This is a genomic window from Streptomyces zinciresistens K42 (genome assembly GCF_000225525.1).
In the GTDB taxonomy this organism is placed as follows: domain Bacteria; phylum Actinomycetota; class Actinomycetes; order Streptomycetales; family Streptomycetaceae; genus Streptomyces; species Streptomyces zinciresistens.
In genome coordinates, this window is record NZ_AGBF01000206.1 from 1 (window position 1) to 11,062 (window position 11,062).

At 72.6% G+C, this 11,062-nt stretch carries 13 protein-coding genes and 1 pseudogene; 3 read left to right on the plus strand and 11 right to left on the minus strand.

Features of this window, described 5'->3' with window-relative positions:
* Window positions 1-727, minus strand: a 727-nt coding sequence (locus tag SZN_RS31305) for a glycerate kinase (RefSeq protein WP_007502921.1), incomplete at its 3' end; no start/stop codon positions are given.
* Between the two features lie 216 nt (window positions 728-943).
* Between SZN_RS31305 and SZN_RS39305 the strand changes: the two are divergent.
* Together SZN_RS39305 and SZN_RS37790 are read left to right on the plus strand one after the other, a co-directional pair.
* A pseudogene (locus SZN_RS39305) lies at window positions 944-1,084 on the plus strand (NUDIX hydrolase); the annotation flags it as partial.
* A 240-nt stretch (window positions 1,085-1,324) separates the two neighbouring features.
* Complete coding sequence (locus SZN_RS37790; RefSeq protein WP_007502925.1) at window positions 1,325-1,648, plus strand: hypothetical protein; 324 nt, start codon at window positions 1,325-1,327, stop codon at window positions 1,646-1,648.
* 3 nt (window positions 1,649-1,651) lie between these two features.
* On the opposite strand, the gene SZN_RS31315 is transcribed toward SZN_RS37790, so the two are convergent.
* The 4 genes from SZN_RS31315 to SZN_RS31330 form a co-directional block, all read right to left on the minus strand.
* Entirely contained in the window at window positions 1,652-1,978 is a 327-nt protein-coding gene (locus SZN_RS31315) for a transposase (RefSeq protein ID WP_043734111.1), read from the minus strand.
* Between the two features lie 114 nt (window positions 1,979-2,092).
* Window positions 2,093-2,887 (minus strand): MerR family transcriptional regulator, encoded by a 795-nt coding sequence (locus SZN_RS31320; RefSeq protein ID WP_007502927.1) that lies wholly within the window; start codon window positions 2,885-2,887, stop codon window positions 2,093-2,095.
* A gap of 15 nt (window positions 2,888-2,902) precedes the next feature.
* Complete coding sequence (locus tag SZN_RS31325) at window positions 2,903-3,664, minus strand: ABC transporter permease (RefSeq protein ID WP_007502928.1); 762 nt, start codon at window positions 3,662-3,664, stop codon at window positions 2,903-2,905.
* Entirely contained in the window at window positions 3,661-4,470 is an 810-nt protein-coding gene (locus SZN_RS31330) for an ABC transporter ATP-binding protein (RefSeq protein ID WP_043734116.1), read from the minus strand. Before SZN_RS31330 ends, SZN_RS31325 begins: the two co-directional genes overlap by 4 nt.
* A 226-nt stretch (window positions 4,471-4,696) precedes the next feature.
* Here SZN_RS31330 and SZN_RS31335 point away from each other — a divergent pair, with 226 nt between their 5' ends.
* Entirely contained in the window at window positions 4,697-5,098 is a 402-nt protein-coding gene (locus tag SZN_RS31335; RefSeq protein WP_244313450.1) for an NUDIX domain-containing protein, read from the plus strand.
* A 36-nt stretch (window positions 5,099-5,134) separates the two neighbouring features.
* On the opposite strand, the gene SZN_RS31340 is transcribed toward SZN_RS31335, so the two are convergent.
* From SZN_RS31340 to SZN_RS31365, 6 genes are all read right to left on the minus strand, one after another.
* A complete protein-coding gene (locus SZN_RS31340; RefSeq protein WP_007502931.1) occupies window positions 5,135-5,617 on the minus strand; it encodes a methylated-DNA--[protein]-cysteine S-methyltransferase in 483 nt (160 codons plus the stop codon).
* A 36-nt stretch (window positions 5,618-5,653) separates the two neighbouring features.
* The gene (locus tag SZN_RS31345) at window positions 5,654-7,123 is read right to left on the minus strand and encodes an AlkA N-terminal domain-containing protein (protein ID WP_007502932.1); all 1,470 of its coding nucleotides are present in this window, start codon (window positions 7,121-7,123) and stop codon (window positions 5,654-5,656) included.
* Window positions 7,124-7,258: 135 nt separating this feature from the next.
* Window positions 7,259-7,792 (minus strand): O-acetyl-ADP-ribose deacetylase, encoded by a 534-nt coding sequence (locus SZN_RS31350; protein ID WP_007502933.1) that lies wholly within the window; start codon window positions 7,790-7,792, stop codon window positions 7,259-7,261.
* Between the two features lie 44 nt (window positions 7,793-7,836).
* Window positions 7,837-9,249: a phytoene desaturase family protein gene (locus SZN_RS31355; RefSeq protein ID WP_007502934.1), complete on the minus strand. Its 1,413-nt coding sequence runs from the start codon at window positions 9,247-9,249 to the stop codon at window positions 7,837-7,839.
* 219 nt (window positions 9,250-9,468) lie between these two features.
* On the minus strand, window positions 9,469-10,326 hold the full coding sequence (locus SZN_RS31360; RefSeq protein ID WP_007502936.1) for an inositol monophosphatase family protein: 858 nt from the start codon (window positions 10,324-10,326) through the stop codon (window positions 9,469-9,471).
* A 91-nt stretch (window positions 10,327-10,417) separates the two neighbouring features.
* Window positions 10,418-11,062 (minus strand): gamma-glutamyltransferase (locus SZN_RS31365; RefSeq protein WP_007502938.1); only part of this gene is annotated, 645 nt, incomplete at its 5' end.

An 11,062-nucleotide genomic window follows, 5' to 3' on the forward strand; every position in this document is an offset into this window, starting at 1 on the left:
GAAGGGCGCCTCGCCGGACGACGTGGCCGCCCGCCGCGCGCTCCAGCACCTTCGCGTAGTGCGCGAGGGCCGCGTCCAGGGCGGCCACGTCGTCCGGCGAGGCGCCCTTCTGCGGCCCGTAGACGGCCGGGGCGCCCTTCGGGCCGGTCAGCGGGTTGTCGACGTCGCTGGCGAGGACCAGTTCGACGGAGCCGAGGCGCGGGTCCAGGCCCGACAGATCGGCCGTGGCCAGTTCGCGCAGGCCGCCGCCGCCCGGGGGCACCGGCTCGCCGTCCGCGTCCAGGAAGCGGGCACCGAGGGCGCTCAGCATCCCGGCGCCGCCGTCGGTGGTGGCACTGCCGCCGACCCCGAAGACGATGGTGCGGGCACCGGCGTCCAGCGCGGCCCGCAGCAGTTCGCCGGAGCCGTGCGTGGACGCGGTCAGCGGGGCGAACACGCCCGCGGGCAGCCGCTGCAGCCCGCTGGCCTCCGCCATCTCCACGACCGCGGTGTCGCCGCGCAGCGCGAACGCCGCCGTCACCTCCTCGCCGAGGGGCCCGGCGACCCGTGCCGCACGGCGCTCGAACCCGGCCGCCACCGCGGCGTCGACGGTGCCGTCGCCGCCGTCGGCCACCGGCATCGCCTCGACCCGCACGTCCGGCACGACCCGGCGCAGACCGGCCGTCACCCGCTCGGCGACCTGGACGGCCGTGAGTGAACCCTTGAACTTGTCCGCGGCGATGAGCACGCGCTGTGTCACCTGTTCTCCCCTTGCTCTCCGGGCCTCGCGCACGTCAAGGCCAGTCGCGCCGCTGCGACCTTAACCGCAGGAGGGCCGTGCCGTCATGCCCTGCCCGGCCCCTGAGAACGCCCGGCGGGCGCACCGGGCGCGCACCCCTCGTGCGCTCCCCCGCCGAGGGCCGGGACCGGGGTGCGCGGGCGGCGGCCGGTTAGGCTTCCGGCCATGACGTCGACGCAGGACTTCGCCGCGTACATCGCCGGTCTCCCCCGTGTCCTGGCAGGTGCGGCCGCGCTGTTCCGGGACGCCGCGGGCCGGGTGCTGCTCGTGGAGCCGAACTACCGCGAGGGCTGGGCGCCAACTGGAGTACGGGCGGGTTCCCTGAGGGGCTGATCGGCGCGTCGTTCCATTTCAGCTGGCAGGAGGCTCGATGGGCTCCTACATTGACGACTCAGGATGTTGGGCTGTTCTCCTGAATTTCAGGACTCTCTGCTGAAACGTTCGTGGCAGATTCCGGGACTCGCGTGCTCTCCCTCCTACCGCCTGTCAGCGAACCGTCGCCCGCAGAGGCGGAGTTGCTGGGAGGCGAGCCCGGGGCTGAGCGACGTGCTGTTGCTGCAACGCCGGTACGCAGGCGGGGCGGACGAGGAAGACGAGTTGCTGTTCTTCGTGAACGCGCTGGTCGAGTACCAGTGGGCGCGAGACGTGGCGAGCCTGGCGTCCTCGACGCTGGACGGCCTGACGAAACCGGTGATCGAGGTGTGCGACCACTACGGTGTGGTCCCGTGGCGGTTGACGCCGCGTCATGTCGACGCCTACTTCGCCGGGGTCGGCAAGCGCCAGGCGCCGACGGTGCGATCGAAGCTGAACCGGATCGACCACTTCTTCTCGGCTCGACCCCGCCGAAGCGGTCCCGGTGCTCGTCGATGAACGCTACGAGCGCGTGTGTGGCCGGTCGGGCTCGGCCGCGAAGAAACTTGCTGCGGCCTTCAGGGTCTCGTTGGCCCGCTTCAGCTCGGCGTTCTCCTTCTTCAACGCCTTGAGCTGGGCTGACTCCTCCGTCGTCGTCCCCGGACGCGTCCCCGCGTCGACCTCGTGCTGCTTCACCCAGTTCCGCAGCGTCTCGCGGGAACCGATGTCCAGCTTCTCCACAACCGCCTGCAGGACAGCCGTCTCGTCCGGGTAGTCGTCGCGCACCTCGGCGACCATGCGCACCACACGACGGCGGAGATCAAGCGGATAACGGGAAGGTCGTGCCATGACTCGATCCTTTCATGAAATCGAGTCTCCATTCGACCCGGGGCGGTTCAAGCGGCCGTCCCCGGGAAGCACGTGCACCCCCAAATAGCGTCACTCCAGGACTGTGACCTGCCTTCACGATGGAGGTAGCTCGCTGTTGAGTCTGCCGACAGGCACTCGCTCAATGCGGGTCCAGCCCCTCCAGCCCCGCTCCTCCAGGATCGCCAACAGCCGCGCGGCGTGCGGTGAGGACTCGACCATGGCTGAGTCCAGCAGGTCGACGAACTGGTCGTCGATGCCGTCCTCGGCACCCACCTCGCCGGCCTCCACCGCGCGAACCATCAAGCGCTCCATGATGTCGGCGACCTCGACGATCCGCGGATCGTCGGCCGGCCAGTCGAGTGCACCGCTGAGAAGGCTGTAGAGCTTCACCATGTCGGGGTCGTCCAGTTCCTCGTGCTTCTTGGCGATCACGGAGTCGATCGAGTGCGGCACCTGGGCGGCAATCATGATCCAGGCGTCCCGCTCCATCTCGATGTAACGCTCCTCAACGCCGAGACCGCGCAGCCGGTCGAGGTAGACCACAACACTCTGCGGAAGCGCCAGGTGCTCTCCGGCGGCGAGCCTGGCGAGTCGCCTGCGAGTGTCCTGCAGCCGCCGGATCTCGAAACGCAGAGCCTTGTCGATCTCCTGGACGCCGCCGGCGAACTCCTCCGGGCCGGCGTCAAGGAGTTCCTGTACCCGAGCCAGCGGCACGCCGGCGTCTGCGAGGTTGCGGATCCGGATCAGTCGCACGACCGCGACAGCGTCGTAGGTCCGGTACCCGGACCGGTCGCGCTCGGGCTCCGGCAGCAACCCGATCCGGTGGTAGTGACGTACCGCCCGCACCGTCACCCCGGCGTACGCCGCAAGCTGGCTGATGGTGAGCACGGGTCTCAGACTGCCTCAGGCGATCTTCCGGCGATAGGCGGCCATCGCGAAGACGTACGCCACGACGAGGATGCCCACGCACCACGCGAGGGCGGTCCAGATGTCGTTACCGACCGGCTGCTGGGCGAACAGGCTGCGGATCGTGTTGACGATCGACGTCACCGGCTGATGTTCGGCGAACCAGCGCACCGGGCCGGGCATCGTCTTTGTGGGCACGAACGCCGAACTGACGAACGGCAGGAAGATGAGGGGGTAGGCGAAGGCGCCAGCGCCCTCGACCGACGACGCAGAAAGCCCGGGGATCACGGCGAGCCAGGTCAGCGCCAGGGTGAACAGAAGCAGGATGCCGGTGACCGCGAGCCATGCCGACACTTCTGCCCCTGAGCGGAAGCCCATGAGCACAGCAACGCCCACGACGAGCACGAGCGCGATCAGGTTGGCGACCAAAGAGGTGACGACGTGGGCCCACAGCACACCCGACCGCGCGATCGGCATGGACTGGAATCGTTCGAAGATCCCGCTCTTCACATCGGTGAACAGCCGGTACGCGGTGTAGGAGATGCCCGATGCGATGGTCATGAGCAGGATGCCGGGCAGCATGTAGTTCACGTACCGAACCGACCCGGTATCAATGGCGCCGCCGAACACGTAGACGAACATCAGCATCATGGCGACCGGAGTGATGGCGGTCGTGATGATGGTGTCCATGCTGCGTGTGACATGGCGCAGTGTCCGCCCCGTGAGCGCGGCAGTGTCGCTAAAGAAGTACGTGGTCATCCTCGTCCCCCAGATGTCGTGCCAGTAATGTCCCTCTTTTCGCCGCCGCTGATGACTGCGAGAAAGATTTCCTCGAGAGTCGGCTGCTTCTCGACGTACTCGACCTTGGCGGGCGGGAAGAGCTGCTTGAGCTCGGTGAGGGTGCCGTTCACGATGATCCGGCCCTGGTGGAGGATCGCGATCCGGTCGGCCAGCTGCTCGGCCTCCTCCAGGTACTGCGTGGTGAGCAGCACCGTCGTTCCGTGGCCGGCGAGCTCCTTGACCGCATCCCACACCTCGATGCGCGCCTCGGGGTCGAGTCCGGCCGTCGGCTCGTCCAGGAAAATCACCGGCGAATTCCCGATGAGGCTCATCGCGATGTCCAGCCGACGGCGCATCCCACCCGAATACGTGGACACTCGCCGCGCGCCCGCCTCGCTCAGCGAGAAACGCCTCAGCAGGTCATCCGCAGTCGCGCCAGGGTCGTTGAGGTGGCGCAGCCTGGCGACCAGGGCGAGGTTCTCCCGACCGCTGAGGATCTCGTCGACGGCCGCGAACTGCCCGGTGAGACTGACGGACTCGCGCACGTTCGCCGCTTGCGTGGCGACGTCGAAGCCGTTGACGCTCGCCGCCCCCGCGTCGGCTTTCAGGAGCGTGGCGAGGATCCTCACGGTCGTGGTCTTGCCCGCCCCGTTGGAACCGAGCAGGGCGAAGATGCTGCCCGGCACCACGTCGAAGTCCACACCGCGCAGCACTTCGAGCTTCCCGTACGACTTCTTGAGATCTTCCACGCGAATCGCCGGACCGGCGATCGATTGGGCTGTCATGGTCATCTGCCTCCTTCGCGGAGCTGTTCCGGGCGACTGCGCGGAAGCTCCTCCCGGAAGGGTGGAGGGTTGACCCAGCGTCAAGGTCAAGCCCGTTCAGACCACGGCGCTCAGATCGCCGACCAGCCAGACACACTTCAGCATTGACGGGCCGCTCGCCCCGATCTTGTTCGGCCGCGAACCCGCCATACTCATAGCTGTCGGTGAACCACTCACGCGTCGGTTCCTGCGACTCACCGGCCAGAAATCGACGAACCCGCCTGCTTCGCCGGGCGGCACCGTCGAGTCGGACCAGGGGGAGACGCCGCGTCAGGGCGCGCGCCGGGAGACGGCCGAGGAGATCGGCCTGGACCGGGAGCCGGGCCGGCTGCTCGCGGTGGACTGGTCCAGCGGGCCGGGCCGGCCGCCGCTGGTCGCGTACCTGTACGACGGCGGGGTGCTGGACGAGGAGGACTTCCGGGCGATCCGGTTGCAGGAGGAGGAGCTGCTGTCCTGGCGGCTCGTGCCGCGCGAGGAGCTCGCCGCGCGGCTGCCCGGCCCCCTGGGCCGCCGGGTCCTGGCGGCGCTGGACGTCCTCGCGGCGGGGTCGGGGACGGTCGAGCTGGAGGACGGCCGCCGGGTGGGCTGACGGCGGTCCCGCCGGCCCGGACCCCGCCCGCGGGGGTCAGAACAGTGCCGTGCCGCTCTCGAAGTCCAGCAGGCGCTGCTTGCGCTCCAGGCCGCCTCCGTAGCCGGTGAGGCCGCCGCCCGCGCCGACGACGCGGTGGCAGGGCACGATGATGCCGATCGGGTTCCTGCCGTTGGCCAGGCCCACGGCGCGGGAGGCGCCGGAGTTGCCGAGTGCGTCGGCGAGTTGGCCGTAGGAGCGGGTCTCACCGTAGGGGATGGCGCGCAGCCGCTCCCAGACGCTGCGCTGGAACGGCGTTCCGGCGAGGCGCAGTTCGAGGGTGAACTCCTTCAACTGACCGGCGAAGTAGGACTCCAGCTGCTCCTCCGCCTGCGCGAAGGGTGCGCCGGCGCGGGAGCCGAAGGTCTCCTCGGCCGGGCGGTGGCGCTGGTCGGCCATGTAGAGGCCGCACAGGACGCCGTGCTCGGCGACGAGCGTCAGGGGGCCGTAGGGGCTGTCGATGACGGTGTGCTGCTTCATCAGCGGTTCCTCACGAGGGTGCGGTGGCCGGCGTGCCTACGCCGGGAGGACGTTGATCGGGTGGCCGTCCGTCGCCCACAGGTACTGGACGGCGTACGCCCGCCAGGGCCGCCAGGCCGCGGCGCGGGCGGTGAGGGCCGCCGGGGTGGACGGCAGGCCCAGGTCCCGGGCCGCGCGGCGGATGCCGAGGTCGGTGGGGAGGAAGGCGTCGGGGTCGCCGAGCGCGCGCATGGCGATGACGTCGGCGGTCCAGGGGCCGAAGCCGGGCAGCGCCAGGAGGCGGGCGCGGGTCTCGGGCCAGTCGCTGTCCGGGCCCAGGCGCAGCGAGCCGTCGGCGAGTCGGCCCACCAGGGTGGTGAACGTGGTGCGGCGGGTCCGGGGCATCGCCAGCGTCTGCGGGTCCAGGGACGCCAGTGCGGCGGGGGTCGGGAAGAGGTGGGTGAGGCCGCCGCCGGGGTCCTCGACCGGCTCGCCGTGGGCGGCGACGAGGCGGGCGGCGTGGGTGCGGGCGGCCGCCGTGGAGACCTGCTGGCCGAGGACGGCCCGTACGGCGAACTCCGCCTCGTCGGCCGTGCGCGGGACGCGGCGGCCCGGTGCCTTGTCGACCAGGGGTGCCAGCAGCGGATCGCCGCGCAGTTGCCCGTCGACGGCGACCGGATCGGCGTCCAGGTCGAGCATCCGACGGCACCGGCTGATGGCGACGGTCAGATCGCGCAGGTCGCCGAGGGTGAGGCGGCAGGCGATGTGGTCGGGGCGCGGTGTCAGGGCGACCACGCCGTGGGCGTACGGCAGCCGGAGCGTGCGCCGGTACGCGCCGTCGCGCCACTCCTCGACGCCGGGTACGGCGGTCGCGGCGAGGTGGCCGAAGAGGTTGTCGGGGGTGAGGGGGGCGCGGAACGGCAGCCGCAGGGTGAGGGCGCCGGGGGTGCTCGCGGGGCCGCCGCGGGGCGCGCGGGCCCGCAGTTCGCCCGGGGCGAGGGCGAAGACCTCGCGGACGGTGTCGTTGAAGGTGCGGACGGAGGCGAACCCGGCGGCGAAGGCGATGTCGGCCATGGGCAGGGGCGTCGTCTCGATGAGGAGGCGGGCCGCCTGGGCGCGCTGGGCGCGGGCGAGCGCGAGGGGTCCGGCGCCGAGTTCGGCGAGGAGCTGGCGTTCGACCTGGCGGGTGCTGTAGCCGAGCCGGGTGGCGAGTCCGGGCACGCCCTCGCGGTCCACGACCCCGTCGGCGATCAGCCGCATGGCGCGGGCCACGAGGTCGGCGCGCAGGTTCCACTCGGGGGAGCCGGGGCTGGTGTCCGGGCGGCAGCGCTTGCACGCCCGGAACCCGGCCTGCTGGCAGGCAGCGGCGCTCGGCAGGAACCGCATGTTCTCCGGCTTCGGCGGGACCACCGGGCAGCTGGGCCGGCAGTAGATCCCGGTGGTCGTCACGGCCGTGAAGAACCAGCCGTCGAAGCGTGCGTCCTTGGACCGGACGGCCCGCACGCAGCGCTCGGTGTCGGTGTGCATCCCCTTCTGCATGGGTCCAGCATCGGCGACGGGGGCGCCGGGGGCTGGCGAGAATCCGACATGGACCTCGCCTATGCAGGGAGAGGGCGGGTCGCGTGGGGACGGGTCGGATGTGCGCCGGGTCACCCGCCGCGGTCAGGGTCCGTCGCCCGGGGCGCTCTCGTCCAGGCGGGCGGCGAAGATCGCGTGAGCCGGTTCGTCGAAGAGCACGAACCGCACCTCCCGGACCCGGGTGTCCGCCGTGCGCACGGTCTCCAGCGCGATCCGGGCGCCGTCGTCCATGGGCCAGCCGTAGACGCCGGTGGAGATCGCGGGGAAGGCGACCGTGCCTGCGCCCAGTTCGTCGGCGACCCGCAGGGACTCGCGGTAGCAGGAGGCCAGCAGGGCCGAGCGGTCCTCGCCGGCGGCGTACACGGGGCCGACGGTGTGGATGACCCAGGTGGCGTCCAGGTCCCCGGCGGTGGTGGCGACCGCCTGCCCGGTGGGCAGTCCCCGGCCGTAGCGGGAGGCGCGCAGTGCGCGGCAGTCGGCGAGGATCGCGGGGCCGCCCCGGCGGTGGATCGCGCCGTCGACGCCTCCCCCGCCCAGCAGGGAGGAGTTGGCGGCGTTGACGATCGCGTCGGCCCGCTCCCGGGTGATGTCGCTCCGCACGAGCCTGATGGTGGTCATGACTGCCTCCTCGGCGGTCCGGTGGGAGGGCGGGGTGGACGGCCTCACGGCTCCTGGCGCAGGCGCCGCCACACCGCCTTGGCCGCGTTGTGTCCCGGCATGCCGTGCACTCCGGGGCCGGGGGGCGTGGCCGAGGAGCAGACGAAGACGGCCGGGTGCGGGGTGGTGTAGGGGAAGAGGGACAGCTTGGGCCGCAGCAGCAGCTGGAGTCCGGACGCGGCGCCGGAGGCGATGTCGCCGCCGACGTAGTTGGCGTTGCGGGCGGCGAGCTCGGGCGGGCCGGCCGTGGCGCGGGCGAGGACGCGGTCGCGGAACCCCGGTGCGAACCGCTCCAGTTGGCGCTCGACGGCGTCCGTCAGGTCGCCGGTCCAGCCGTGCGGCACATGGCCGTACGCCCAGAAGACGTGCTTGCCCTCGGGGGCGCGCGTGGGGTCGGCGACGCCGGGCTGCACGGTGATCAGGAACGGCCGCTCGGGTGCGCGGCCCTCGCGGGAGACCGCGCGCAGGGCGGCGCCGATCTCGGCGCTGTCCCCGCCGACCTGCACGGTGCCGGCCCGCCGGGCCTCCGGGGCGGTCCACGGCACGGGGCCGTCCAGCGCGTAGTCGATCTTGAAGACGCCGGGGCCGTAGCGGAAGCCCGCGTAGTAGCCGCCGAGGCCGGCGATGCGGGCGAGCGCGGTGGGCGAGGTGTCGAAGACGTACGCGCGGGCGGGCGGGAGGTCGTCCAGGCGCTTGACCTCGTAGTCGGTGTGGATGGCGCCGCCGAGGTCCTGGAGGTACGCGGCGAGCGCGTCGGAGAGGGACTGCGAGCCGCCGCGGGCCACGGGCCAGCCGCGGGCGTGTGCGGCCAGGGCGAAGACCAGGCCGACGGCGCTGGTGGCGAGGCCGCCGAGCGGGGCGATGACATGGGCGACGAGCCCGGCGAAGAGCGTCCTGGCCCGTTCGTCGCGGAAGCGGCGCATCAGCAGGGTCGACGGGGGCAGTCCGACGAGGCCGAAGCGGGCGAGGGTCACCGGGTCGCGGGGCAGCGCGCTCAGGGGCAGCGACATGAAGTCGTGGAGCAGGGTGTCCCAGCGGGTGAGGAACGGGTCGATCAGCCTGCGGTACGCGCCCGCGTCGCGGGGGCCGAAGGAGGCGGCGGTCTCGGCGACGGACCGGGCCAGCACGGCCGCGCTGCCGTCGCGGAAGGGGTGCGCCATCGGCAGCTCGGGGTGCAGCCACTCCAGGCCGTAGCGGTCCAGGGGCATGGCCCGGAAGGCCGGTGAGTTGACGCCCAGGGGGTGGGCGGCGGAACACGGGTCGTGGCGGAAGCCCGGCAGGGTGAGCTCCTCCGTGCGCGCGCCGCCGCCGACGGTGTCCCGCGCCTCGAACACCGCCACGGAGAAGCCTCTGCGGGCCAGCTCCACGGCGGCGGTCAGTCCGTTCGGTCCCGCACCCACCACGACCGCATCCAGCATCGACGGCACCTTCGGACCCCTTTGTCAGGCGACGGCCTTGAGGGATCAGGATATGCCGGGGCACCGACGGGGCCGTCGCCCGGAGGTGCACCGGGCGGGCGACCGTGCCCGGCCGCCCGCCCGCTCGTACCGCCCGCGCCGCGCGGTGGGGCCGATCCGTGCGGCGGTCCGGGGCCGCCGCGCGCCTCCCCCGCCGCCCCGGGGCGGTCTTCGGCGGCCCTATGCGGCCTGTCCCACTCCGCCGGAGAGCAGGCCGGCGATCCTCGCGGCGGTGGCCGCGTCCCGGGCGGCCGTGAACGGCAGGGCGTTGCCCCCGGTGACGCGGAACGGCTCGCCGGTGTGCGTCAGATGGGCGCCGCCCGCCTCCTCCACGAGGAGGATGCCCGCGGCGTGGTCCCAGGCCGCTTCCCAGCTGAACGCCACGGCGTCCAACTCGCCCCGGGCGACGGCCAGATACTCCAGTCCCGCCGAGCCGCAGGGGCGCGGGCGCACGCCGTCGGTCCACAGGCCGAACAGCGCCCGCTTCTGCGCGTCGGTCGTGTAGTCCGGGTGGGACGTGGCGACTTCGAGGTCCCGGCCCGGCCGCGGCGCCCCGGCGCGCAGCGGCACGCCGTCGAGGTGGGCGCCCCGGCCGCGGACCGCCGTGGCGAGCTGGTCGCGGGCCGCGGCGTACGTCCATGAGGCCAGCGGGACGCCGTGCCGCACCAGTGTGACGAGGGTGCAGAAGGCGGGGTCGCCGTGCACGAACTGGCGGGTGCCGTCGACCGGGTCGACGATCCAGACCGGGGCGTCGCCCTGGATCGCGTCGTAGACGTCCGGGTCGGCGTGCACCGCCTCCTCGCCGACGACGACCGAGCCGGGCAGCAGGGCGCCGAGGGACGCGGTCAGCCGGCGCTCGGCGAGCCGGTCGGCGTCGGTCACCAGGTCGTGCGGTCCGCTCTTCTGCGCGATCTCGTGGTCGGCGAGCTGCCGGAAGCGGGGCATGATCTCGGCGGCGGCGGCCTCGCGGACCGCCTTCTCCACGTCGTCGGCGTGCTGTGCGAGAAACTCTTCGATGGTTTCGTTGTATTCGATCACTTTTCCATGAGAACACGCCGCACTGACAACCCCCGCCCGCCGGGTGGACGCCGGATGTCCGGGCGGTGAACATGCGGGGCCGCGGCCCGGCTCAGCGGCCGACCGCGTACCCCTGCATGCCCCGCGGGTTCGCGGCGGCCGACAGGACGCCGGTGTCCGGGTCCCTGGCGACCGCGCACAGCCTGCCCTCCGACCAGGCGTCGCCGACGGTGACGTCGTGGCCGCGCCGCCGCAGCTCCGCCACCACGTCGGGGTCCGTGCGCGCCTCCACGGTCACGCTCCCGGGCCGGGTGCCGCGCGGGTAGAAGGACCCGGGGAAGCTGTCGTTGTGCCAGTTGGGTGCGTCGATCGCGCCCTGGAGGTCGAGGCCGCCGCGCACCGGTGCGCGCAGGGCGACCGCGAGGAAGAAGTGCAGCTGCCACTGGTCCTGCTGGTCGCCGCCGGGCGTACCGAAGGCCATGACGGGCACACCGCCGCGCAGGGCGATCGAGGGCGTGAGCGTCGTACGGGGGCGGCGCCCCGGGGTGAGGGAGTTCGGCAGTCCCTCCTCCAGCCAGGCCATCTGCAGTCGGGTGCCGAGCGGGAAGCCGAGTTCGGGGACGACGGGGTTGGACTGGAGCCAGCCGCCGCTGGGGGTGGCGGCGACCATGTTCCCCCAGCGGTCGACGACATCGATGTGGCAGGTGTCGCCCCGGGTGCCGCCGTCGGCGCGGGTCTGCGGCTCGCCGGGCACCCG